Consider the following 25722-nt stretch of genomic DNA (forward strand, 5'->3'; position numbering starts at 1 on the left):
TCCCTAGATTATGCTTATTGTAATTTCTGAATCCGGTCCCATTGGCTTACGATATCCGTTACGCGCACACCAAAGTTCTCGTCGATAACTACGACTTCCCCTTTGGCAATCAATTTATTGTTAACCAGTATATCTACTGGCTCACCGGCTAGCTTGTCCAGCTCGATGATTGACCCCTGCGACAGTTCCAAAATATCTTTAATTTGCTTCTGGGTCCTTCCTAATTCTACGGTGACTTTAAGGGGAATGTCCATCAATAAATTCAGATTGTTCTCGTCCAGGTTCGAATAGGAGCCTGACTGCAGATTCGCGAATTGAATTGGCTGGACATTTACATTTCTACCCGGTGTTCCACCATAATGCTGAGGCCCGCCATAGGCTGGCTGTGGAGGCATACCTCCGTAATTCATCCCCTGCTGCTGCATGCCGTAATCCTGCGGCATACTATAATCCTGCTGCATTGGCGGTGGATTATAAGCAGGCTGCGCTGGCGGTGCTGGTGGCGTATGAGCTACCGGTGGTGCTGGTGGGGCTACTGGTGGTGCAGAGGCGGCCGCTTCAGCTGGTGCCGAATCATCGCCTTGAACCAGAATTCTCACCATTTCCTTGGCAAATGGTACTGGGAGCAGCTGCATTAATGTCGAGTCAATCAGATCCCCAATCAGCAAGCGGAAGGAAACGGTGATTAACGTCTCATCGCTAGGCAAGCTGGTCACTCCGCTCCCATTCGCTGGGTCCAGAATGTCAATTCCCGGTGGCGAAATGTTCACGAACCGGTTAAAGATCGTGGACATGGAGGTAGCCGATGAGCCCATCATCTGGTTCATCGCTTCCTGAACAGCACTGATGTGAATTTCGTTCAGTTCCTCATCCTTCGGATTACCCTCTCCCCCCAGCATCAGATCAGCAATCACCTGTGCATCCCGGGTCTTGATTACCAATGAGTTGATTCCTTCAAAGCCATCCACATAATTGACATGTACAGTTACATGCGGCTTAGGAAAAGTCGTCTCAAACTCAGAGCGAGTAATAATCGACACCTTTGGCGTTGTAATATCTACTTTCTTGCCGAGCAACGTTGAAAGAGCTGTCGCAGCACTACCAAACGTGATATTCCCAATCTCTCCCAAAGCATCCTGCTCAAGAGGAGTCAAGTAATCATCCACAGTACTCTGACTGGAGGAAGCAGGAGCCGAAGCACTTTCCCCCGATTCAGTCTGCTTCAAGAGAGCATCGATCTCCTCCTGAGACAGATAGTCTTTACTCGTCAATTTCTTCAACTCCTTCGCTGACGATTTCATCAATCTGGATAGCTGCCCGATCCTTGACGACACCAGGGCTTCCAATATATTTAAGCTTTTCTCCTACCCGGATGGACAGGCCCTCACCGACGGGTTTATTCAATGAAATGACATCACCGACAGTCAGACCCAGGAATTCTGCAATTGAAATCTGGGATTCACCTAATTCAGCCACAATAGGTAATTGCGCCTTGCTGACACGTGCACGCAGTGCATCAAATTCCTCTGGTGCGCGTGATTTCTTCTCGGATATGAACCACTGGTGCGTCGATAATCTTGACATTATCGGCTCCAGCACCACATGTGGAATACATAGATTGATCATCCCGGTAGTATCACCGATTTTGGTGCTTAAGGAGATCAACGCAATGGTTTCGTTCGGAGAGACGATCTGCATAAATTGCGGATTGGTCTCCAATGCTTCCATCCGAGGTGTAATATCAAGCACAGTCTTCCAAGCTTCTTGCAAGCTGTCAAAGGCACGGCTAAAAATTCTCTCCATTATAATGGTCTCAATCTCCGTCAAGGAGCTGATCTTCGCAGGAGATGAGCCTACTCCACCTAAAAGACGATCCAGCATCGCAAAGGCCACGTTGGGGTGAACCTCAAGCACCATCCGGCCTTCAAGCGGCTCAGCTTCAAAAATATTCAGAATCGTCATCTTCGGAATCGAACGGATGAACTCATCATATGGGAGCTGCTCGACCTGAACCACACTGATCTGCACAAAAGTACGAAGCTGTGCCGAGAAATACGTGGTTAGGAAACGTGCAAAGTTCTCATGAATTCGGGTGAGACTTCGGATGTGATCCTTGGAGAAGCGAACGGCTCTCTTAAAATCATAAGACCGGACTTTCTTCTGCGTATCCTCTTTCTTTAACTCTTCCGCATCCATCTCGCCCGAGGAAAGTGCGGCTAATAGTGCGTCTATCTCACCTTGCGATAATACATCCACCAATGTTTCTTCACCCCCCCTGCATGCTCAACCGGCTGTGTGATCAAATAGGTGCTAGAATAAAGTTTGTGATCTTCACCGAGGTCAGCTTTCCATCGGGGATCGATTCGTTAATAAGTTCCATAAGCTTGTCGCTGAATTCAACTCTTCCTTTGGCAGATCTGAGCTGCTCAGGCTTGGTATCCGCCAGAGTCTGAATAACGACAGGCTTGATACTGATCTCCTTGATCTTCTCGAAGGACTCCTTCGCTTCCTTGCTGTTCAACTGGAAGGAAAAATTCACAGAGACGATGTAGTCAGCATCAGCAAGGTTCGTCTTGATGTCTTGAATCTCAGAGGTTACTTCCACAATTTCGTCAGCCGTGAGTTTAGGCTCGGTATGATCAACAGCAGCTGATCTGGCATTATTGCCTGATGGATTACCCATGAATTGCGGGACCAGCAGGAACACGGCAAGTACAATTAATGTGATAGACAATAAAATCGTAATTAGCCAAGGCAACATCTTTTTCATTCGTCTTCCTCCAATTGTTGCACCTTAATCGTGGCGGCGTGTATACCGACCTCCCGATTGTAATCCTTGATCATCTTCACAACCTCTGCCGCTTTCTCAAGTACAATCAGCCTCTTGCCGGTGACCAGAGTGACATAAGTGTCAGGCGTTTCCTCCACGACCTCAATCATCAATGCATTCAGCCACATGGGGGAACCATTCAAGCGTGTTACCGGGATCATCTATATACTCGCCTCCTGATTTATACGAAGAGACCCGGAGGTCTCTCCGCTATAAATAACTTAATTATCGTTTCAGGTTAACGACTTCCTGAAGAATCTCGTCAGAAGTAGTAATAATCCGGGAGTTTGCCTGGAATCCACGCTGTGCAACGATCATTTCCGTGAACTCGGATGTCAGCTCTACGTTGGACATCTCAAGCTGTCCAGCAATGATAGCTCCTGTTCCAGCTTCGGCGTCGTTACCTCCGAAGAATTCTGCCATTTCTCCGTCCGGATTGGCATTGACAGTCATGCGATACAGGCTACCTCCGATTTTCTCCAAGCCTTCAGGGTTAACTACCATGCCGAGGCCAATCTGGGAAGTCACTCCTGCTACACCATCCACTACCTCAACAATTTGGCCATCCTGCTGAATGGAGAAGGAAGTTGTATCCTCACCAATCGTAATTGGTGCTCCACCGATATCTGTAACGAAGAATCCGTCACTGGTAACCAGGTTGCGGTTGGCATCCAAGTGGAAATCCCCTGCTCTGGTCAGGTAAGGAACATCCTGGTCTGCATTTAGCTTGACGAGGAAGAAGCCGTCTCCGTTAATACGCAGGTCAGTTGGATTGTTTGTAGTCATGGCGCTACCAGCCAGGTGAAGTGTATCAATCGAACTGATACTCATTCCAAGGCCAACCTGTTTTGCATTCGTACCCGCTACGTCCGTACCGTCAGGTCCACCTGCTCCGGTAGTTGTCTGGCTCAAGATATCCTTGAACATAACCCGCGAGCCTTTGAAGCCTGTTGTATTTACGTTCGCGATGTTATTACCAATTACGTCCAGCTTGGTCTGAAAACCTTTCATCCCGGATACCCCAGAGTACATGGATCTTAGCATGAATTAAGCCCTCCTAAATGTAATTGCTTGATTACCGCATCAGTCGGTCAGCGGTATTCTGGCTTCCTTATCGGGCCAGCCAGGGATCTACGATATAATGACAGCACTATCAATTTGTGTAAATACATTGTTCTTCATGGACTGCTCATCCAGAGCAGTGACTACTGTTCTATTCTGAACATTCACGATCAAGGCGACATCCTTCATGAGAATCAGCGATTCCTTGGCGCCTTTGGCAGCCGCTTTATCCAATGCAGAATTGATCTGATCCATCTGCTCTGTCCTCAGCTCAATGCCTCTCTGCTCCAAGCGCTTCGCAGCGTGTCCACTCAGCTTAACCACTTGCTCCTGAAGGACCTCATTGAATGGCTTGATGGCCTGTCCTGAAGCCTGTGGAGCCTTTTTTTGATGAACCGTAGACGGTGGTGCCGCTGTCGGATATAGACGTCCAACGGTCATACGTTCATTCATGACTCTTCTCCCTGCTCCGTCGTTGTGGAGATATCAGAGGAATCACTTTCTGAATCATTCGCAGCATTCGTGCTAGACTGTGCTTTGTTAGCAGTTATTGAAGTGATCTCTGATAACAGCACTTCTGCTGCTCCGACAACAGCATATTGCTTGCCATCTTTCATCACAATCGATTCCACGACACCCTTCTTCGTGGCACCTTCAGCTGCTTCACCAGTAATACTGTCTTTAGCACCTGCCTGAATCCATGTGATTTCTTTACCAATCATACTGGATGCAATACTCAGGGACTGACTTAGAGACGTCACTTGTGTATTAATGTTCATCAGTTGCTCTACGGTTGAGAATTGCGCCATCTGGGCAATGAATTCCTTGTCTTCCATCGGATTCATCGGGTCCTGATTCTTAAGCTGTGCAATCAGGATCTTAAGGAATTGATCCTTCCCCATCTCAGCGTTGCCATTGGTGTCCTTCTTGGCCGCAGCCGCTCTGGTGACATTCTGCTCTGAGTAGTTCGGCCAAACATTCGATGTTGATACCGCCTCATTGGCCATTTCTGTATTCACCTCCACTTTAAGCTCTGGCTGTGAAGGAAGTTGTATTTCCTTCTCGTTCTACCCTTTGCTCCTCATTCCAGTTGCGAAGCTCTTCCACCATCTCAGACATCTTCACTGCATCATCCGACTCTTCCTCGGTGCGTTGCTTGGAACGACGTCCAGATTGCTGCTGCTGTGAGCCCGAGCCTTTGCCATCCTGATACATGTAAGAAGATGCGGACTCGTTGTGAGTTACTTCTACCTTGCTCACTTGAATCCCCTGACTCTGCAAGTTCGCGCGCAGCTGGGACATTTGTTGCTCCAGTAGATCCTTAGCGCCGATTCGCTCTGTTACAAATTGTGCTACCAGTTGTCCATTTTGCATACTCAGCTTGATATCCAGCTGTCCTAGGTGATCTGGACGAAGAGAAATCTTCGCTTCAGTAATACCAAGCTGCTTCACGATATCCAGCTTCTGTACCACGAACTCTGTCATTTCCTGCGAGAACTGCCTTACATGAACAGTTGAAGCAGCGGGGCCTGTTGCTGTAGTCCCATGATTCTGAACGACCAGTTGACCAGCTGTAGTAGTTACTGGTGCAGTTTTACCATCTGTCAATGTAGCTTCAGGTGCTGCGTTTGTCGTCACATCCTGTTCATTCGCATTGGCCGCATTTACAGTAGCTTGCGTCTGAATGACCGGCATGGCTGGCTTAGCCTGCGCATTTCCCTGATTCAGGTTCGTGCTGCTTTGCCCCTGACTGGAAGCCTCTACAGTAGCATGTGTTGGCTTCGTCTGAGGTAGTGCCTGATTAACTTCTTGCTTCACAATTACTTTAGGTGCATCCGGCTCCAACTGCTCTACTGCCTTCGTTACGGATGACCAGAGCTCCTTCGGAAAAATATCCGTGTTTTTCGTCAGCGTCTGCAGGGATTGGAGTAGCTGCGCAGCCTTAGTCGCTACCTCCGGATTCTGTTGATCACCTGTTAGAGCCACGAGCTGCGTCAATGCATCCTGTACTGCAAATCGAATCGTTGCTGGCTCCTGTGCAAGCAGTGTAATCGTCGCTGACGCTTCTTGATCTGCTCCATTGTTGGATGACACTTCAGAAAGCAACTGCTGTACCTGCTGAATCCAATTCTGAAGCACCGCAAGCAGCTCAGGATCCGCTTCAATCTCGGTATCCAGCTCCTTCAGTCCATCCAGCAATGCTGGCAGTAGCTCAAGCAAAGCTTCAGCTCCTTCTGCGCTTGCCTCAGCCTCCTGCGGTATTACCATCATGGTAAGCAGATTGCCTGCATTCCCTCCGGTCTCTGCATCAGCAGAAGTTCCTTGACCCATAACCTGATTCAAGGTGGCGGTAAAACCTCCTGTACCAGCCGCAGCAGTATTACCTGCAGAGGTCGTACTGGATGTTGAGGTCGTACTCGCAGGACTGCTCATAGAAATATTTCCGGCTACCATTGTCATATTGTCACCTCCTTTCCTAATCTCGTTAATTGCTACCCAGCATCTTGTTCAAAATCTTGGTTGTTGCTGCCGGGTTCTCCTTGTTCATGGCCTCTAGCAATTTAGAACGAGTCGCAGCATCTACGGAGCTCAAAATGTTCAGAGCCTTATCCGGGCTGATCTTGTTCGTCTCCAGAATCAGCTTGGCACCAGTATCAGCATTCATGGAAGAGAAAGTCGCTCCCAGTTGTGTGGTATCAAGGTTCGTCGAAGAGGTAGACGAAGGCGTCGCCGCTTCCTTCTTAATTCTGGATTGTAGAGCTGCTACGCTCAGGTCACTAGAATTGGTCGCATTCTTCAGCTCTTGCGTAATGTCAGCTGCGAGCTGAGGGTCCATCTTCTCCAAGATTCGCACCTGATTCTCAGGACGCATGAAGCTCAGTAGCTGCACAACCTCTTCATTCGTCATATTTTGCAGAATTGGAGCAGATTTGCTTGGTCGCATGTCCTCATACATCGACGACAGTGACTTCACTTGTTTGAGATAAGGGTCCTCATTTGTCGTAGAAGAATCTTGCTGCTGTTCTGCCTGAGCTGTCTGCTCCTGCTCTATGGTGCTGATCTTCTGCTCAAGCTCCTGAACTTTCTTATCCTGCTCGGCCTTCTCGGTTGCCGCTTGCTCCAGTTGAGCCGTCTGCTCTGTAAGCTCCGTTTTCAACTGCTTGATTGTTGCCTCCGAGCTCTCGGTCTGTGCCTTGGCATCAGCCACCTTCTGCTCCTCGGGAGTCAATTTGGGATCAGGAACCCAGTTGTTTACATAAGGAATTTTGTTGGCCACTTTCAGTAAGCCGTCGCGGAAATCCATATTAAAAAGAGTTAGCAGTACGGCAACCAGGACCGCAGTAAACACGATTGGAATCAGGACAAACATGACCCGCTCCATTCCCGTACTAGACTCTTTCTCTAAATCCAAATCGTTGTCTGCCATCGTTACCCTCCTCAAACCGTCACTCGCAAGTGACCCGTGCTAGCGCGCTCTCATTGCAAAACGAACGGTCGCCATCTCATCCAGCTCGTTTTGTTCTTGGAGGAGCAGTTCTTGTTGGAATCTGACTTTAGCTTTCTCTCTTGCCTTCAACCAGACTTGCTCATCCAGCATTTTATCGGTCAGAACTACCTTTTTACTGTTCACGTTCTCCTGTGCATACCGCACATCCATTTGTTTGCGGGCAATACACTGATTCAAATGGTTGATATAGCTTTGCAGCTCTTGAATTGTGGACAAGGATACGCACTGCTCAGCAGCTTGCTGAATCCCCATGAACACTCGCTGTTGCTCAGCCATCAATTGCTGTAATGTCTGTTCCTCGCACTGTAACTGGCCTACTGCACTAGAGAGCATCCATTCTGCCTGTGACTTCTCATTGGACTTCAGGTCCACAACCTTTTGAAATGAGTACTGGAACTTCATTATTCAGTAGTCAACTCCTCGCAAACTCTGATATCAACCGTTTCTGTACTTCTTCAAGCTCAACCTTCTCATCCGTGCGCTGACGGGTGAAATCCCAGACATCCTTAATTCGTTCAATGGACTCATCTATATCGGCATTCGAACCTGGCTGGTAAGCACCGATATTAATCAGATCCTCCGACTCTCGATATACAGACATAATTCGTTTGATATTCTCAGCCGCATCCAGCTGTTCGCTTGGGGAGATATCCTTCATCACCCGACTTATGCTGGCCAACACATCAATGGCGGGAAAATGTCCTTTATTCGCAATCGAACGATTCAAGACGATGTGACCATCCAATATCCCTCGAACTGCATCTGCAATCGGCTCATTCATATCATCACCGTCTACCAGAACGGTATAGAAGGCAGTGATCGAACCTGCAGGACCCGTGCCAGCACGCTCCAGTAGCTTCGGTAGACTTGCAAATACAGAGGGAGTATAACCACGCATCGCTGGTGGCTCACCCACAGCAAGGCCCACTTCACGTAATGCCATCGCATACCGGGTGACAGAGTCCATCATCAGCATGACATTCAGACCACGATCCCGGAAATATTCCGCGATCGTCGTAGCAATCAGAGCCGCTTTAATCCGAATTAGCGCCGGCTGATCGGAGGTAGCAACAATGACTACCGAACGGGACAAGCCTTCAGGACCGAGATCCCGTTCGATGAAATCGAGTACCTCCCGACCCCGCTCACCGACGAGTGCAATGACATTGACATCTGCTTCTGTATTCCGTGCAATCATCCCCATCAGGGTACTTTTACCAACACCAGAGCCCGCAAAAATACCTACACGCTGGCCCTTACCGACCGTTAGCAGGCCATCAATCGCGCGCACTCCAATACTGATCGGCTCCAGTACACGAGGTCGAGTTAGCGGATTGGGAGGAGCATTAAATGTCGAATAACGAGTCATCCTTGACGGAATCAAGGAGCCGTCAAGCGGTTGTCCAAGTCCATCCAGCACCTTGCCCAGCAGCTCAGATCCAACCTGGACATTAAGCGGCTTGCCTGTACCGACCACATCGCAGCCTGGTCCAATTGATTGTAGCTCACCGAGCGGCATCAAGAGCACCTTGTTATCACGGAAGCCTACGACCTCAGCCTGCAACGGCTTTGCATTCTTACCAGGATAGATGTAGCATACATCTCCGATGCTGGCATCCGGCCCTTCCGACTCTACCATGAGTCCGATAACCTGGGTGACCTTGCCGTTCACACGAACGGTGTCAAGATTCTTCAGATGATCCAGATAACGACGTGCACTAAGCTCCTTCATGTCTATGCTCCTCTTCCTCTAGCACCAGACGCAGCAGCTCTTTTTTGATCTCTGCCAGCTGGGTATCCACCCGAGCATCCACACTACCGAATGCAGAACGGATCACAACTCCACGGTCCTTGACAGAACCATCAGGAACAATTTGAAGCTCAGCCTGTGAATCAATAGACAGTGTCAGTTCTTCACGAGCAGCATTCACATAGGCAAAATGATCAGGTGACACGCACAATGTAATTGTTCCTTGCTCACGTTTACGCGCCAGATGCTTGCGGATCAGCTCAATCGTGTACTCAGGGTCTGTGCTTAGCTGTCTATCAATCACTTTCTCGGCAATTCCACAGCTCAGCTCTACCAAGAAAGGCTCGGCCTCCAAAATAAGCTGTTCCTTCACCGCATAAGCGTGCTGAAGCACTTCCTGAGCTTCTTCCATCATCTTGTCTGATTTGGCCTGCCATTCTGCTGCCGCAAGCCTCTGTCCTTCCTCATAGCCCTGTTGAAAGCCCTCTGCCCTGAGTGATTCGGACAGCTGCTCATCCTGTTCACGCTTCTCCAGCCACCAGGCTTCAATCTGTGCCTGAGCCTCCTGCACCATTCGCTCTGCTTCCTCTGAGGCTTCACGGATCTGACGCTCAGCAAAATCACGGGCATCCCTCAGCATCTCATCACGCATGCGCAGAGCCTCTACACTTACTTGAGGTTCTGCCTGAGCCGCCTCGACTGCAGTCTCGGTTACTTCCGACTCCTCAGTCTCTACATATGAATAGCTGGGCTCAAGCTTTTTTAAAGTCTCGACAGGAACGTATTGGAAAGACTTAATCAAATTAGACAATGATGTCATCTCCTCCGCCGCGTGCAATGATAATCTCTCCGGATTCTTCCAGTCTGCGGATTGTAGCTACAATTCGAGTCTGAGCCTCTTCTACATCACGCAGCCGGACAGGACCCATGAATTCCATTTCTTCCTTGAAGGTCTCTGCCATCCGCTTGGACATGTTGTTGAAGATCGCATCCCGAACTTCCTCGCTGGACACCTTGAGTGCCAGTTGCAAGTCAGCATTGTCAATATCACGAATAATACGCTGAATCGAGCGATTATCCACATTGACGATATCTTCGAATACAAACATCCGTTTCTTGATTTCTTCGGCCAGCTCCGGATCTTGAATTTCCAGAGAATCGAGAATCGTACGCTCTGTTCCGCGGTCTACACCATTGAGTATCTGTACGATTGATTCAATACCACCTGCATTAGTGTAATCTTGAGTAACGGTAGATGAGAGCTTCTGCTCCAGAACACGCTCAACCTGTGAAATGACTTCAGGCGATGTGCTGTCCATCACTGCAATTCTTCTCGCCACATCAGCTTGCTTCTCTTGTGGAAGCGATGAGAGAATGGCTGCTGCTTGATCGAACTGCAGATAAGAGAGTACCAGTGCAATTGTCTGAGGGCTCTCATTCTGGATAAAGTTCAAGATTTGGTTCGGATCAGCCTTACGCGCAAAGTCAAACGGTCTAACTTGCAGCGTAGCCGTCAATCTGTTAAGCACCTCAATGGCTTTTTGTGAGCCGAGCGCTTTCTCCAGAATCTCACGAGCGTAGTTAATACCGCCCTGGGAAATGTACTCTTGGGCCAGACACATCTGATGGAATTCAGCCATAATGACATCTTTTTCTGACGCATCGACCGTTCTCACATTCGCAATTTCCAAGGTGAGCTGTTCGATTTCTTCATCACGCAGGTGCTTGAAAATTTCAGCCGATACTTCTGGTCCTAACGTAATTAATAAAATGGCTGCTTTCTGTCGTCCCGATAATGTTCCCGATTTAGCCAATGCATTCACCTCTATTCGTCAGCCAGCCACGTACGCAGCAGATTGACGAATTCATCCGGCTTTTTCTTAGCCAAACTTTCGAGCTGTTTGCGTACTTGACTTTCACTAGTCACACTTTCCAGATTAATGGACGGGAATTCCGCAGGTGTTGGCAGCGACAATTCGTCCTCAAGCTCTTCCTCTTGCTTGCGACGGTTTCTGACAATCATGATGATTGCGCCCGCTACAAGTGCGAGAACCGCGGCACCAATCCCCCATAACCATGGATTGGACAGGGACAAGAAGTTAGCATTCGTTGCAGCTGCAGGAACATACTGAGGAACTACTGATACTTTCTGAGTCAATTGTTGCTCTGTAAACTCAGTTCCTGAATCCGCCAATGAAGCTCTGACAATATTGGTCAGAATGGTATTGATTGGCCCGGATATATTAGGGTCTACTTGCGCACCCTCTGGCGTCTCAACTGAAACGTTAATCGTCAGATCCTTGACCGTATAAGGGCTAGAGATAATATCTCTTGCAATCCGGTTAACCTCGTAGTTAATCGTGCTTTGACTTTTCTCCGACTCACTGTTGCCGGAGGTATCACCACCTGGATAACCAGGTACATCCTGTTCACCAGTTCCAGCAACACCGCCAGTGTTTCCGCTGGACCCAGAGAAGCTCTCCTGAATGTCCTGAACACTGATCTCGATGCCCTTCATTCGATCCTGATCGACTGGTGTGACCAGCTGCTCCTTGGAGCTCACCTTGTCGAAGCTCAGCTTGGAGGCTACCAGTACCTTGATCTTGCGATCCCCAGCGATCTCGGAGAGGAATTGCTCAACCTTGAGCTTTACGTCATTCTCGAACTTCTTCTGCAAGGCCATGTTCTCCTGCACGCCGCTGGAGATACCACCTTGTCCACCTTTAATAGTAGGAATCAGTTCATATTCGTTGTTCGTAATCGTAATATTCTCTACTGGAAGATTCGGAACTGCCGTCTTCACCAGGTTAAAGTAGCCGTCAATCGCCTGCTGACTTGGCCGGAAGCCTGGTTGGAAGTCCATGACTACCGATGCGGAAGCCTTATCAGCCTCCTCAAGTCCTGCAAAGATGTTTTCCTTTGGAAGATTAATAATGGCCTTGGCGCTCTTGACCCCTTCCATCCGGCTCAGCAATTGCTGAACCTCGCCATTGAGTGCGTTGTTATACTTCACATCGAACTCATTCTCGGTCATCCCGATGGCATTGGTGGATTGATCAAATGCGCTCATTCCAATAGAGCCATTCTGAATAAGACCTTGGGACCCCACTCCCACTTTGGCCTGAGCTGCTTGTGCAGTCGGCACACTGATCGTCGTACCGCTGGCGCTGAGCTGATATGGAATGCTTGCTGAGTCCAGATACTGCATAACTGCGGCCGCATCGTTAGCATTCAATTCCTGAAATGCAACCTCATACTCCGTCTTGGTAAACTGCACGGTCAGTACGCTGAGTGCGACGATGATAATCGCTAAGGTCGAGATCAATAATATTTTTTGTTTGTTACTAAAGTTATTCCAAATACCGGATACTTTGTCACGATATTGGGCAAGTCTCTCGTTCACTGTGTCACCCCATCCGAAACTTTGCTAGATCTATTAAATCTGCGTTCGCATTATTTCTTGATATGCTTCAATCGCCTTGTTTCGAACCTGGGTTGTGAACTGTAAGGACAGCAAAGCTTCTTGGGAAGCAATCATTACTTGATCAATATCAACCTGCCCGGTCAAAAACTTGTTTGACATTTCCTGAGAGTTTTGTTCCTGCTGATTGACTTCTTCCAGAGCATTTTTCAGATACGCCCCAAAATCCTGCATCGCCTCAGATGGAGAGGTCTTATTTCCTTTTCCAGCTATGTCTGTACTAGGAGCAATGGGTACCGGGATGTTAAACATGGTGTTCTGAATCATTTCTTGCAGTCCTCCTTAATGAATTGTAGAATCGCTCTTATTTCCCGATTTCCAAAGCTTTGGTAATCATGGCCTTCGTGGCATTCAGAGCCGTTACATTGGCCTCATAAGATCTAGTAGCTGAGATCATGTCTACCATTTCTTTCATAATGTCTACGTTAGGCATATATACATAACCGCTGGCATCTGCATCAGGATGTGATGGATTATATACCGGCTTCAGCGGGGATTCATCATTTCGAATCTGGGCCACTTTAACACCTGGCGTGTTCGCCTTGCCTTCCATCTGGTTTCTCATCGTTTCGGCAAAGCTCGCTTGATTCGGCTCCAGCACCACTACTTTTCGGCGGTATGGAACTGCTTGTCCGTTAACTACCTGTGCACGTGTCGTTTCAGCGTTGGCAATGTTACTTGAGATTACATCCATGCGCAGACGCTGAGCGGTAAGCGCTGAGGAGCTGATATCAAAGCTGTTGCTAATCTTCATCCTTAGGTTCTCCCTTCAATGGCGGTTCGGACCATTTTAATGCGGTCATTGACTTGCTGGATATAAGCATTGTAGCGTAGCTGATTTTCAGCCATGAGACTCATTTCCCGATCCACATCCACGTTGTTAAAGTTATTATTCATGGTGGAATATGGGTCTATAGTAACAACGGATTCCGGTACGAAATTTACAGGACCTATACGAAAATGCCGGCGATCCGTCACCCGGCCAACGAGCTGCGGCATCTCTCCTTCAACCTGCTCGCTTAGCATGCTTTCAAACTGCACTTCTGCTCGTTTGAAATAAGGCGTATCCACGTTTGCAATGTTGTTTGCGAGCGCTCTTTGCCTTACGTTGGCGGCTTGCAGCCCTGCTTCAAGCCTGTTGAAGGTTACTCCGCCGAGTAAATTCATAAGTACCTCCTCTCCGCTGTCTAACTGTCTTATTCAGGTGATTTTCAGCATTTAATCGCCGAAAATCTCCTTTTTCGACAAAAGAACTACATTTTTACACACCAAGACTTAGGTCTTAAGTAGAAATATCTCTTCTGCTGTCGTATATTCTAAGTTTCGTAGAGTTTGGACCTAATTACAATAAGAAAAAAGCCCTATCTTTTCAGAAAAAGCGGGCTTGAGGTGTATTTTTTTGTAATTTCTTTCATTTTATACGTCTATACCCGAGTAACTTTACAGTATTATATCCTTTTATAAGGTCCTATTTCCTATCACAGAATTGGGCCATTCATAGCGGTTTCAAAAATTGCAAGTTGCACCATTGGCTTGTTATCGGCCTTAACTAGCTTTTCTGAACGCAAAATAGGGACAACGGCAGCCGTTGTCCCTATTTTTGCATCCAGCAGAAGCGAAAGGATTCGACATCCTACGACTATGACATGTCGATTTCAGTAAATGTTGTACTTGATGCAGTCGAAATCGAATTGTTCAGTTCCGCTTGAAAATGTATAAATGCTTTATCTATAAAATATACTGGCTAAGATCCCGATCCTCGGCGATCGTCCCCAGCTTCTCTTTTACATATTCCGGTGTGATGATCATACGCTCCAGGGTAAGCTCAGGCGCCTCGAAGGACAGATCCTCCAGCAGCTTTTCCAAAATAGTATGAAGTCTGCGAGCACCGATGTTTTCCGTATTTTTATTCACGGATTCCGCTATCTTGGCAATTTCACGAATAGCATCCTCAGAGAACTCCACCTCAATATCTTCGGTACGGAGCAGTTCTACATATTGCTTGGTCAGTGCATTTTGGGGCTCGGTCAAAATAGACACGAATTCATCCAGCGTAAGGCTGCTTAGCTCCACCCGGATTGGGAAACGCCCTTGAAGCTCGGGAATCAGATCGGATGGCTTGGAGACATGGAAGGCTCCTGCTGCGATGAACAGAATGTAGTCCGTTTTGACAGGTCCATATTTGGTCATAATAGTGGACCCTTCAACGATAGGAAGGATATCCCGCTGCACCCCTTCTCTGGACACATCAGGACCGCTTCCTTGACCGCGAGCGGCAATTTTGTCGATCTCATCGATGAATATGATTCCCGATTGTTCAACACGCTGTATGGAGTCCTGAATGACGTCATCCATATCGATCAGCTTGCCAGCCTCTTCCTGAATAAGCACCTTGCGTGCTTCCTTGACGGTCAGCTTGCGTTTCTTCGTACGCTTCGGCAGAAGGTTGCCGAACATCTCTTGCATATTCATGCCCATCTGCTCATTGCCTTGTCCAGCAAACATGTCGAACATATTGGGTGCGTTATCCTCAACATCAATCTCGATCAGGTCATTCTCCAAGTTACCAGCCAACAAATTGAACTTAACCTGGCGTCGTTTCTCAGTAACAGAGGAATCCTGTTGCTCATCCTCTTCCTTGTCGTTGTTATCATTGTTGCCGAACAGCATTTCAAACGGATTGCGTTGGGAACGGGAGGAGCGTGCAGACGGCACAAGGATACTCACAATACGATCATTGGCCAGTTCCTCGGCTTTATCTTTGACCCGCTCTGTACGCTCACCTCTCACAATCCGGATCGAGGTCTCCATCAGGTCACGAATCATGGATTCGACATCTCTGCCGACATAGCCAACCTCAGTGAATTTGGTAGCCTCAATCTTGACGAAGGGGGCACCAACCAATTTGGCGAGTCTGCGTGCAATCTCTGTCTTGCCGACCCCTGTTGGACCGATCATGAGAATGTTCTTAGGTACAATCTCATCACGGACACTCTCAGGCAATCGACTACGCCGATAGCGGTTGCGCAGAGCAACCGCTACTGATTTCTTGGCATCCTTTTGACCCACAATATACTTATCCAGCTCAGCTACAATCTCTCTGGGGGTTAACGCCTGATTTTTCATTTACATTCCTCCAACCAGATTACTGAATCCGTTTATCAGTATGGAGAGCGGTGTCGTGAGCGCCATCGTCACAGCTCTTCCACGATAATATTATCATTCGTATATACGCAAATCTCAGATGCGACTTGAAGAGCTTCCTTAGCAATATCCTTCGCTTCCAGACCAGCTGGATGACGCTTCAGCGCACGCGCTGCTGCCAGAGCAAAGTTGCCGCCAGAGCCTATCGCCAAAATATGATCATCTGGCTCGATGATCTCGCCGCCACCAGAGATGAGCAGCATTCCTGTACGATCCATCACAATCATGAGTGCTTCTAGCTTGCGCAGTATGCGGTCCTGACGCCAATCCTTGGCCAGCTCTACCGCTGCTCTCTGAAGATTGCCATGATGCTCCTCCAGCTTGCCCTCGAACTTCTCGAATAGCGTGATCGCATCAGCGACCGAGCCAGCAAAGCCAGCAATCACTTGACCTCTATACAGTCTGCGAACCTTTTTCGCGGTCTGCTTCATCACGACATTGTTGCCGAAGGTTACCTGCCCGTCACCAGCAATAGCTCCCTTACCATTATGCATGACTGCGCAAATCGTAGTTGCGTGAAAAGACATCTCCATGTCCTGCCTCCTCCCTGAAAGTAACCTTATGCTTACTGCCCAGCAGGTATGACATCTGACTCTGTCATGTACCGACGCAAGGAATCCAGCGCACGCTGAGCGAGAGCTTCATTTTTTTCCTTTTTGTTACGGATGCGTGTCTCCAGCTTAGGCAACAATCCAAAGTTAGCATTCATAGGTTGAAAATGCTTGAAGTCTGCCGTCGTGATATAACGAGCCATACTGCCCAGTGTGGTATCTGCTGGCAGCACCAGCAGCTCTTGACCCAAGGCTGCACGCGCTGCATTCATGCCAGCGATCAGACCTGATGCAGCTGACTCGACATAGCCCTCTACGCCTGTCATTTGTCCTGCGAAGAACAAGGTGCTACGGCCCTTGAACTGATAAGTCGGCTCAAGCTGCTTCGGTGAGTTAATAAATGTATTGCGATGCATTACGCCATATCTGACGAATTCAGCATTTTCCAGACCCGGAATCATAGAGAAGACCCGCTTCTGCTCACCCCACTTCAGATGCGTCTGGAATCCGACCAGATTGTATAACGTACCTGCCGCATTGTCCTGACGCAACTGGACAACCGCATGCGGCAACGTCCCCGTATGCGGGTTCATCAGTCCTACCGGCTTCATCGGGCCGAATAAAGCCGTCTGCTTCCCGCGCTTCATCATAACCTCGATTGGCATGCAGCCCTCAAAATAGATTTCCTTCTCGAACTCCTTCAGTTGTGCAACTTCGGCAGTGATAAGTGCATCATAGAATGCATCGAATTCAGCCTCGTTCATCGGACAGTTCAGATACGCGGCTTCTCCTTTATCATAGCGGGAAGCCAAATACACCTTGCTCATATCGATAGAATCCTTCTCGATAATTGGTGCAGCTGCATCATAGAAATAGAAATATTCCTCGCCTGTCAGCTTCTTGATCTGCTCAGATAGGGCCGGGGAGGTCAGTGGGCCTGTCGCTACGACCACAATGCCATCCTGCGGAAGCTCCTGCAGTTCCTCCTGAACAACCTCCACAAGTGGATGCTCGTGTAGTCTGGAGGTAATCTCTCCAGAGAAGCCGTCCCGATCTACGGCAAGCGCTCCACCCGCAGGAACTGCATGTCGATCAGCCGCATTCAGTATGAGTGAATCTAACATTCTCATCTCTTCCTTGAGCACGCCGACTGCGTTACTCAAGCCATTAGCCCGCAATGAATTACTACAGACCAACTCAGCGAATTTATCCGTATGATGCGCCGGCGTCTTCACGACCGGTCTCATCTCATATAATCGAACAGGTACACCGCGACTGGCAATCTGCCAAGCAGCCTCACTTCCGGCCAGACCGGCGCCAATCACAGTGACCTTCTGTAATTCACTCACTTGATAATCCCCCTACACTTTCCATTTTCACATCGCTGCTTCATGCTCTCAAGAATTTTCCGCAGCCTCATCGCTTTCTTCCACCATCTCGACATGGTCGCAGGATGTACATTGCAGCTTGGTACCTTGTTTACTGCGCTTCTCCACCATCATGCTGCTGCATACAGGACATGGCTTTGTCGAAGGACGATCCCAGGATACAAAATCACATTCAGGATAGCGGTCACAGCCGTAGAAAATTCTCCCCTTCTTGCTCCGACGCTCCACTACATGCCCCGTTTTGCAGGAAGGACAAGTAACGCCTATATCCTTCACAATCGGCTTCGTATTTCGACAATCCGGAAATCCTGAGCAGGCGAGGAATTTGCCAAAACGCCCCAGCTTGTAGACCATCGGCTTGCCACATTTGTCGCAGACCTCATCGGATACTTCATCCTCAATCTCAATCTCTGCCATCTCTTCTTCAGCAACCTCAAGCCGCTTCTCAAAGGACTTGTAAAAGTCATTCAGGACCTTTACCCAATCCTCGGCCCCTTCCTCAACATGGTCCAGATCCCCTTCCATGTTCGCGGTGAACTCTACATTCAGAATTTCAGGGAAGAATTGCTCCATCTGCTCAATGACCAGTTCACCCAGTTCCGTAGGGACGAATTTCTTCTCTTCGATCGCTACATATCCACGCTTCTGGATCGTCTCCAGTGTCGGTGCATAGGTACTCGGTCTCCCAATTCCCAGCTCCTCCAGAGTCTTTACTAGTCTGGCCTCCGTATAACGGGGCGGCGGCTGCGTGAAGTGCTGCTTCGGCTCAATGCCCTCACGCTTCAACGCATCTCCTGTCTGGAGCGGAGGCAGCAGTTTGTCCTCCTCAGTCTTACCGTCGTCGTTACCCTCAACGTAGACCTTCATGAAGCCTGGGAACCGAACCTTGGAGCCATTGGCACGGAACACGGTATCGCCCGCTGTGATATCCACAGAGAGGGTATCCATAATTGCTGATGACATTTGGCTTGCCATGAAACGTTCCCAGATCAGCTTATATAGCCGCAGTTGGTCTCTACTCAGGAAAGGCTTCATTGTATCGGGATCACGCAGCATCGAGGTAGGCCTGATGGCTTCATGCGCATCCTGCGCATTGGCTGACTTCTTGGCATACTGGCGAGGAGTCTCCGGCACAAAAGCATCCCCATATTGACCAACGATATACTCCTTGGCCTCTTCCTGTGCGGATGCAGCTACACGAGTGGAGTCGGTACGCATGTAAGTAATCAGACCGACCGTTCCTTCTTTGCCCAGATCCACACCCTCATACAACTGCTGAGCTACAGACATCGTCTTCGACGCCCGGAAATTCAGCTTCCGAGCAGCTTCTTGTTGGAGAGAGCTTGTCGTGAATGGAGGCGAAGGATTACGGAGACGTTCCTTCTCCTTCACACTGGCGACAGTGAATTCATCATTGCCGATGGCTGCCAGCACCTTTTGAACATCCGCTTCACTGCCGAGCTCTGTTTTCTCACCGTTCAGCTTGTGAAATTTGGCTTCAAAGGTGCTGCCCTTGATCGCAAGCTTGGCTGTTATCGTCCAGTATTCTTCAGGCACGAAGTCACTGATTTCATTCTCACGGTCCAGAATAATCTTCACAGCTACTGACTGTACACGCCCAGCTGATAGACCCTTCTTAACCTTCTTCCACAATAGAGGACTAATCTTGTAGCCCACAAGTCGATCCAGAATACGTCTGGCTTGCTGTGCGTTCACAAGGTCCATATTGATCTTGCGTGGTGTCTTGAAGGCATCCTTGACCGCCTGCTTCGTAATCTCATTGAACACTACCCGACATTCCTCAGTACCATCCAGCTCCAAAGCATGAGCTAAATGCCAGGCAATCGCTTCCCCTTCGCGATCGGGGTCAGCCGCCAGATATACTTTTTTTACTTTCTTGCGGGCATCCTTTAATTCCTTCAGAACCGAGCCCTTCCCGCGAATGGTAATATACTTGGGATTGAAATCATTTTCGACCTCTACGCCGATCTGGCTTTTGGGCAAATCCCGCACATGCCCCATAGATGCCTTTACTATGAATTTGCTGCCCAGGTACTTGCCGATTGTCTTCGCCTTGGAAGGCGATTCCACAATGACGAGTGAATCCGCCACAGGCCCATCCTCCTCTCAAATGCAACCGTTACTCTCTACTTCACACATAGACAGAATAGGATCTGCCCATAAGCGGCTTATTTCGCACGCTCCCTGTTAAGATCAGTTTATCTGATCAATCATGCATCACAGGTATAGTAAGTTCCGCTACAAGCCGTAGATTTATGGTTCAATTTACATTGTTTTTTCGTTTTCATGTTCATTTTTACTTTTTCGTTGATATTAAAGAAATTCACTATGGATTGTCGCAGATATTGCCCATTAAATCAAATGATAGCGAGCACCTGCTAGTTGAAGAACGCGTTTTTTTATGATTAACGATAACAGAACTGAGTGTAAAAGTCCAAAATCCCAGCCTGTCATGGTTAGCAACTCATCTAATGTCTGGTCCCCTTGTTCCAGCAGTTCAACAATTCGCTGTTCCTCGCTACTGAACTGGCCATCGACCGCACCAAGCATACTAGAAGACTGTGCGCAGGCAGCTGAACCTTGGACTGGCACTGCTGTTCTGTCCAATGAAGCCGTATACTCCTCCATAACGTCCTCAGCCTCTGTCACAAGCTTCGCCCCTTGCTTGATCAGCTGTAGCGTGCCCCGACTCTTCGGGGAAGTTATTGGTCCCGGGACAGCAAATACATCTCTACCTGATTCCAAGGCGCAATCCGCCGTAATCAGCGAGCCACTTCGTGCGTCTGCCTCCACAACAAGCGTCCCACGCGAAAGCCCTGCGATAATCCGGTTACGTTGCGGGAACAGACCTGGATGAGATTTGGTACCTGGCGGATACTCGGAGATCACCAGTCCTGTACGTGCAATCTTCCAGTAAAGCCCATGATTCTCGGCAGGATAGACCGCATCAATGGCCGTTCCTAACACAGCAATTGTACGTCCCTGGACTTGCAATGCCGCTTCATGACATATACCATCGATCCCTTTCGCCAATCCACTGATGATCGTGATGCCATTAGAAGCCAGTGCAGCGCCTAGCGCTTCAGCGACCTTCCGTCCGTATGCCGTAGGTACACGGGTACCAACCATGGCTACTCCCAAAGTATGAAGCAACTCGGTGTTGCCCAACGCATACAGCACCCAAGGCGGATCTGCAATCTCACTTAGCATCTGCGGATATTCCTGATCAAGAAATGTTATAACCTGAATGCCTGCCTCTTGAATCTGGCGCTGTCGCTCCAGAATCCAAGCTTTATTAAAGGTAGCAACCGCCCGACGGGACTGCTCAGGCTTCATACCCGCCCCAATCCATTCCTTCTCCCCGAACCAAAGTGTATCCGATAAAGCACATCCACTGTTCAACAAACGAGAGATGGTCTTGCGGCCTACGCCTTCCAAGGCATCCAAGGCGACTAATATCCATTTATCCTCCATCAGTAGCTCTCTCCTCTTACAGGGAAGTAGAGCACTTCCCTATTATTTGATATGCGCAACTATTTTGCAAGCGTTTCAATCCGATTCCTTATGCACAACAAAAAAAGCAACCCTTTTTCTCCCCGGTACAGGGACAAAAAAGGTTGCTTACCTTTGTTCTACATTATAATGCAGATAATATGAAAATGCTATGCTGCCTTAATGTGTCGTGCATTGGCTGAGAAGACCCTTCTCTTCCAATACACTGACCAATGTCGAGCCCATCTCGGATGGGGTCGGTGCAACCTTGATTCCACAGGACTCAAGCTTCTCGATCTTCTCTTTGGCCGTACCTTTCCCTCCAGAGATGATGGCGCCCGCATGTCCCATCCGCTTGCCTGGAGGCGCCGTTACGCCGCCAATGAAGCCCACGACTGGCTTCGTCATGTTCGCCTGAATCCACTCTGCTGCTTCTTCCTCAGCTGTACCACCGATTTCACCAATCATAATTACTGCATATGTGTTCGGGTCCTCGTTGAAGCGACGCAGTACGTCAATGAACTCCGTTCCTTTAACAGGGTCGCCACCGATACCCACAGCAGAAGATTGGCCAATGCCACGCGTTGTCAGCTGGTGAACAGCCTCGTACGTCAGTGTTCCACTACGGGATACTACGCCGACATGGCCTGGTGTGTGGATATAGCCCGGCATGATACCGATTTTGCACTCGCCGGGTGTAATGACACCTGGACAGTTCGGGCCGATCAATACGGTATCCTTACCTTCCATGAAGCGGCTAACCTTGATCATGTCCACGACCGGAATTCCTTCCGTAATACAGATCACCAGCTCCAGCCCTGCATCCACAGCCTCCATAATGGAATCCGCTGCAAATGCTGGGGGAACATAAATAACACTTGCCGTTGCGCCCGTTGCTTCCTTGGCCTCAACAACCGTATTGAAGACCGGCAGACTGACTGTGCTGCCATTCTCCAGTGTAATTTCTACTTGCGTACCGCCCTTGCCTGGAGAGGTTCCGCCGACCATCTGGGTACCGTAATCAAGCGCCCCTTTGGCATGGAACAATGCCGTCTTCCCTGTAATCCCTTGCGTAATCACCTTGGTATGCTTATCGACCAAAATACTCACGTTGTTCACATCCCCTATCTTTATATTCATCCATCTGGAATGCAATTGCTGATGAAGGATGCAAATACGCATCCTCAATTCATAATTACTTCACAAGAGCAACGATCTTCTGAGCACCATCTGCCATGGAATCAGCCGATACGATGTTCAGACCGGATTCCGACAGGATTTTCTTGCCCAGATCGACATTCGTGCCTTCAAGACGAACAACAAGAGGACGAGTAAGACCGATTTGTCTAGCAGCCTCCACGACACCGTTCGCAATGACGTCACACTGCATAATTCCACCGAAAATATTAACGAAAATCCCCTTCACACTAGGGTCTGACAAAATAATTTTGAAGGCCTCGGTAACCTTCTCGGTTGTCGCACCGCCCCCTACGTCGAGGAAGTTCGCGGGCTCACCGCCGTAATATTTAATAATATCCATAGTAGCCATCGCAAGTCCTGCACCATTAACCATACAGCCAATGTTGCCATCCAGCGCAATGTAGCTGAGGTCGAACTTGGAAGCCTGAATTTCTCTCTCATCTTCTTCGTCCAGATCCCGGAGCTCCTGGATATCCTTATGACGATAAAGAGCATTGGAGTCAAAGTTCAGCTTGGCGTCCAGTGCCATTACATTTCCGTCGCCAGTTACTACCAGTGGATTAATCTCAGCAATCGAACAATCCTTGTCGATGAATGCCGCATAGAGAGCAAGCATGAATTGGGCAGCCTTGTTCACCAGCTCATTCGGAATATTGATGCTGTATGCCAGCTTCCGCGCCTGGAACACCTGCAGTCCGACAGCCGGATCAACCACTTCCTTGAAGATCTTCTCTGGCGTAGCTTCTGCTACCTCTTCAATCTCTGTTCCGCCTTCTTCAGAGGCCATCATAACGACACGTCCGGTCGCACGATCTACTACCACACCCACGTAATACTCCTTGCGGATGTCACAGCCCTCTTCAATCAGAAGACGCTTAACTTCTTTCCCTTCTGGGCCTGTCTGATGCGTGACCAGGACCTTGCCCAGAATTTCTGATGCATAGGTACGTACTTCGTCCAGATTCTTTGCGACCTTTACACCGCCTGCTTTTCCGCGGCCACCCGCATGGATTTGTGCCTTTACAACAGTAACAGCGCTTCCAAGGGACTCAGCTGCTGCTACAGCCTCCTCCACCGTGTATGCTACCTTACCGTTCGGTACCGAAACTCCGTATTGCTTCAACACTTCTTTCCCTTGATATTCATGGATATTCATTCTAGTATCCTCCTATCAACATGACTGCAACAAGGCGGTTTACAAAAAAATCTGACTATAAACCCACATCATTGTAACATGTTTTTAAAACGCTTTCCTTAAAAATGCATCCATAAATACACAGCATTTTTATATCGGTATCATTCCTAAAATCGAATATTTGGAATTATATGTAATTTAAATGGAATACAAAAAGGACTATCCCCGCTGCAAAAATCCTCTGCGGCTGGAACAGTCCCTTCCATAGGGGCCTAGCTTTGCTCTTTGGGCTCTAGATTACACGCATGAACGCGTTTCAAAAGATCATTAAATTCCTCTAGCAAAGACTGAAAATGCTGAGTCGAGAAGCACACCTTCCCACGAATGGCTCCAGGGATAGAGGCAGCCTTCAAGCGCAGCTGATCCCCTTCCTCGGTCAAGCTGATCATCACTTTGCGTTCATCCTGTTGCGAGCGTTCCCGGTGGATCAAGCCAGAGCTCTGTAGCCGCTTCAGCAGCGGAGTGAGCGTTCCGGAATCCAGATGCAGGGCATCGCCAAGCTCCTTGACCGTTGAAGTCCCTTTCTCCCACAGCACCATCAGGACGAGATACTGTGAATAAGTAACGCCAAGCTGCTCCAAGTAAGGCTGATACAGCTTGGTTATCTCGCGCGAACACGCATATATGGCAAAGCAGAGCTGATTCTCAAGCTTCAAAGCCTCTTCTGGACGATTGATTTCAATCACGTTGTTCACCTACTTTCTTGCTCTATTTTAACACAAATTCATCTCTAAAGCATATAAATTGACAACAATTTAAATTATGTTCAATATTATTTACCACAATTATATATGTATCATCGGCCCAATACAAAGTTATGTGTGTATTCAGCAACCTCTGTGCACTAATCTTGGCTGCAAAAATACACTACATCACATTTCGTTCGCCGTGTGCCCATAATATGGCCCTATGCTGCACGATTCATGCGCTCGTAGTCAGCATAAGACCGCAACCTGCCAAGCACTATTCCAGTCGTTTGAGCATCATTACACTATAGGCACGACGCAGCAGCACTTTGACTACCATATATACAGGAATGGCCAGCAGCAGACCCCAGAATCCGCCAACCTTAACACCTGCAATGCTGACAAGCACCGCACTAAGCGGATGAAGATCCATACTTTTCCCGTATACAACTGGTGAGAACACATTGCTCTCAATCTGCTGTGCCACAATAATGATGACTAATGACCATAGCGCCGTCACGGGGGAGTCAATGAAGGCGACAATCACAATCGGAATCGTGGATATGATCGGTCCGAAATATGGGATAAAATTAAAGATAGCTGAGATAAGTGTCATCAGAAGTGGGTAGGGCTGATCAATGATGAGAAAGCCCGCATAGATTAGTATGCTCATGAGAAAGGTCACGATGAAGCGCCCCATAATGAATCCACCTAAAGCCTTGTCAATATCATGCAGCATGATTTGGACATCACTACGATAATGGTGCGGAACCAGATTCCCGAGCCCGGTTCTGAATTTCTCCCCTTCCTTAAGCATGTAATACAGTACGATAGGAACTGTTGATACAACCAGCACAATATTCGTGATCGTCGTCATCCAATTTGAAATCGAATTAATAGCTAGGTTGATAAAATGATCCAAAAATTCGGATACCCGATTCAGCAAATCTGATTGCTCGGGGATCACTCCTGCCCAGAATGGATGCCGCCGCAGCTCCTCCAGAGCGATTCTTGCATTTTGGATCATATCCGGGGCATTCTCCGCAAAGCTGACGGCCTGCTCTTGCAGGGACGGCCAGATCCAGATCATGAAGACTGCACTGGCAACAGCTGCAAAAAGATAGATAAGCAATACTGATATCATCCGGCGAATATGAAGCTTGTCCATGTAATGAATTAGCGGACGCAATATATAATAGAAGAAACCCGCTATGACAACCGGAGCAAGGATCAGAAAGGCCACACTGAATACTGGAGTGAATAGAAAGCTCAGCTTGTTCGCCATATACAGGATCAGCATGGTTAGCAGAATACGAAGCGCATTTCGCAAATATACATCTTTAAGCATAGGACA

The 25722-nt window shown here is 48.5% G+C and carries 26 protein-coding genes; all 26 read right to left on the reverse strand.

What is annotated here, in order from left to right:
- Positions 1-14 precede the first annotated feature (14 nt).
- Positions 15-1271 (reverse strand): flagellar motor switch phosphatase FliY, encoded by a 1257-nt coding sequence (gene fliY, locus D328_RS0102635; protein ID WP_018883397.1) that lies wholly within the window; start codon positions 1269-1271, stop codon positions 15-17.
- Entirely contained in the window at positions 1261-2259 is a 999-nt protein-coding gene (fliM, locus tag D328_RS0102640) for a flagellar motor switch protein FliM (RefSeq protein WP_018883398.1), read from the reverse strand. Before fliM ends, fliY begins: the two co-directional genes overlap by 11 nt.
- Positions 2260-2299: 40 nt before the next feature.
- On the reverse strand, positions 2300-2770 hold the full coding sequence (locus tag D328_RS0102645) for a flagellar basal body-associated FliL family protein (protein ID WP_018883399.1): 471 nt from the start codon (positions 2768-2770) through the stop codon (positions 2300-2302).
- Positions 2767-2991, reverse strand: coding sequence for a flagellar FlbD family protein (locus tag D328_RS0102650; RefSeq protein ID WP_018883400.1), 225 nt, complete (start codon positions 2989-2991; stop codon positions 2767-2769). Before D328_RS0102650 ends, D328_RS0102645 begins: the two co-directional genes overlap by 4 nt.
- A gap of 64 nt (positions 2992-3055) precedes the next feature.
- Positions 3056-3874, reverse strand: a complete 819-nt coding sequence (locus tag D328_RS0102655) for a flagellar hook-basal body complex protein (RefSeq protein WP_018883401.1) — start codon at positions 3872-3874, stop codon at positions 3056-3058.
- Positions 3875-3961: 87 nt separating this feature from the next.
- Positions 3962-4345: a TIGR02530 family flagellar biosynthesis protein gene (locus D328_RS0102660; protein WP_018883402.1), complete on the reverse strand. Its 384-nt coding sequence runs from the start codon at positions 4343-4345 to the stop codon at positions 3962-3964.
- On the reverse strand, positions 4342-4899 hold the full coding sequence (locus D328_RS0102665; RefSeq protein ID WP_018883403.1) for a flagellar hook capping FlgD N-terminal domain-containing protein: 558 nt from the start codon (positions 4897-4899) through the stop codon (positions 4342-4344). The genes D328_RS0102660 and D328_RS0102665 overlap by 4 nt, the downstream gene beginning before the upstream one ends.
- Positions 4900-4918: 19 nt before the next feature.
- Complete coding sequence (locus D328_RS0102670) at positions 4919-6352, reverse strand: flagellar hook-length control protein FliK (RefSeq protein ID WP_018883404.1); 1434 nt, start codon at positions 6350-6352, stop codon at positions 4919-4921.
- Between the two features lie 25 nt (positions 6353-6377).
- Entirely contained in the window at positions 6378-7319 is a 942-nt protein-coding gene (locus D328_RS0102675) for a magnesium transporter MgtE N-terminal domain-containing protein (RefSeq protein ID WP_018883405.1), read from the reverse strand.
- A gap of 39 nt (positions 7320-7358) precedes the next feature.
- Positions 7359-7802 carry a flagellar export protein FliJ gene (gene fliJ / locus D328_RS0102680; RefSeq protein ID WP_018883406.1) on the reverse strand — a complete coding sequence of 148 codons (444 nt, stop codon included), beginning with the start codon at positions 7800-7802 and terminating at the stop codon, positions 7359-7361.
- A 10-nt stretch (positions 7803-7812) separates the two neighbouring features.
- The gene (gene fliI / locus D328_RS0102685; RefSeq protein ID WP_018883407.1) at positions 7813-9132 is read right to left on the reverse strand and encodes a flagellar protein export ATPase FliI; all 1320 of its coding nucleotides are present in this window, start codon (positions 9130-9132) and stop codon (positions 7813-7815) included.
- Entirely contained in the window at positions 9119-9961 is an 843-nt protein-coding gene (locus D328_RS0102690; protein ID WP_018883408.1) for a FliH/SctL family protein, read from the reverse strand. Before D328_RS0102690 ends, fliI begins: the two co-directional genes overlap by 14 nt.
- The gene (gene fliG / locus D328_RS0102695) at positions 9954-10964 is read right to left on the reverse strand and encodes a flagellar motor switch protein FliG (protein ID WP_018883409.1); all 1011 of its coding nucleotides are present in this window, start codon (positions 10962-10964) and stop codon (positions 9954-9956) included. The genes D328_RS0102690 and fliG overlap by 8 nt, the downstream gene beginning before the upstream one ends.
- A gap of 11 nt (positions 10965-10975) precedes the next feature.
- Entirely contained in the window at positions 10976-12553 is a 1578-nt protein-coding gene (fliF, locus tag D328_RS0102700; protein WP_018883410.1) for a flagellar basal-body MS-ring/collar protein FliF, read from the reverse strand.
- A 33-nt stretch (positions 12554-12586) separates the two neighbouring features.
- The gene (gene fliE, locus D328_RS0102705) at positions 12587-12898 is read right to left on the reverse strand and encodes a flagellar hook-basal body complex protein FliE (RefSeq protein WP_018883411.1); all 312 of its coding nucleotides are present in this window, start codon (positions 12896-12898) and stop codon (positions 12587-12589) included.
- Positions 12899-12935: 37 nt separating this feature from the next.
- Entirely contained in the window at positions 12936-13385 is a 450-nt protein-coding gene (flgC, locus tag D328_RS0102710; RefSeq protein ID WP_018883412.1) for a flagellar basal body rod protein FlgC, read from the reverse strand.
- A 2-nt stretch (positions 13386-13387) separates the two neighbouring features.
- Positions 13388-13798: a flagellar basal body rod protein FlgB gene (gene flgB, locus D328_RS0102715; protein WP_018883413.1), complete on the reverse strand. Its 411-nt coding sequence runs from the start codon at positions 13796-13798 to the stop codon at positions 13388-13390.
- Between the two features lie 561 nt (positions 13799-14359).
- On the reverse strand, positions 14360-15757 hold the full coding sequence (hslU, locus tag D328_RS0102720) for an ATP-dependent protease ATPase subunit HslU (RefSeq protein WP_018883414.1): 1398 nt from the start codon (positions 15755-15757) through the stop codon (positions 14360-14362).
- Between the two features lie 68 nt (positions 15758-15825).
- Entirely contained in the window at positions 15826-16368 is a 543-nt protein-coding gene (hslV, locus tag D328_RS0102725; protein WP_018883415.1) for an ATP-dependent protease subunit HslV, read from the reverse strand.
- Positions 16369-16400: 32 nt separating this feature from the next.
- Positions 16401-17735 (reverse strand): FADH(2)-oxidizing methylenetetrahydrofolate--tRNA-(uracil(54)-C(5))-methyltransferase TrmFO, encoded by a 1335-nt coding sequence (trmFO, locus tag D328_RS0102730; RefSeq protein ID WP_018883416.1) that lies wholly within the window; start codon positions 17733-17735, stop codon positions 16401-16403.
- 48 nt (positions 17736-17783) lie between these two features.
- Positions 17784-19886 (reverse strand): type I DNA topoisomerase, encoded by a 2103-nt coding sequence (gene topA / locus D328_RS0102735; RefSeq protein ID WP_018883417.1) that lies wholly within the window; start codon positions 19884-19886, stop codon positions 17784-17786.
- A 261-nt stretch (positions 19887-20147) separates the two neighbouring features.
- Positions 20148-21269 carry a DNA-processing protein DprA gene (dprA, locus tag D328_RS0102740; RefSeq protein WP_018883418.1) on the reverse strand — a complete coding sequence of 374 codons (1122 nt, stop codon included), beginning with the start codon at positions 21267-21269 and terminating at the stop codon, positions 20148-20150.
- 198 nt (positions 21270-21467) lie between these two features.
- Complete coding sequence (gene sucD, locus D328_RS0102745; RefSeq protein WP_018883419.1) at positions 21468-22397, reverse strand: succinate--CoA ligase subunit alpha; 930 nt, start codon at positions 22395-22397, stop codon at positions 21468-21470.
- Between the two features lie 85 nt (positions 22398-22482).
- The gene (gene sucC, locus D328_RS0102750; protein ID WP_018883420.1) at positions 22483-23643 is read right to left on the reverse strand and encodes an ADP-forming succinate--CoA ligase subunit beta; all 1161 of its coding nucleotides are present in this window, start codon (positions 23641-23643) and stop codon (positions 22483-22485) included.
- Between the two features lie 251 nt (positions 23644-23894).
- Positions 23895-24365 (reverse strand): MarR family winged helix-turn-helix transcriptional regulator, encoded by a 471-nt coding sequence (locus D328_RS0102755; RefSeq protein WP_026280976.1) that lies wholly within the window; start codon positions 24363-24365, stop codon positions 23895-23897.
- Between the two features lie 280 nt (positions 24366-24645).
- On the reverse strand, positions 24646-25716 hold the full coding sequence (locus tag D328_RS0102760) for an AI-2E family transporter (protein ID WP_018883422.1): 1071 nt from the start codon (positions 25714-25716) through the stop codon (positions 24646-24648).
- Between the last annotated feature and the right edge of the window lie 6 nt (positions 25717-25722).

The sequence above is a fragment of the Paenibacillus massiliensis 2301065 = DSM 16942 genome, from assembly GCF_000377505.1.
GTDB lineage: Bacteria > Bacillota > Bacilli > Paenibacillales > Paenibacillaceae > Paenibacillus > Paenibacillus massiliensis.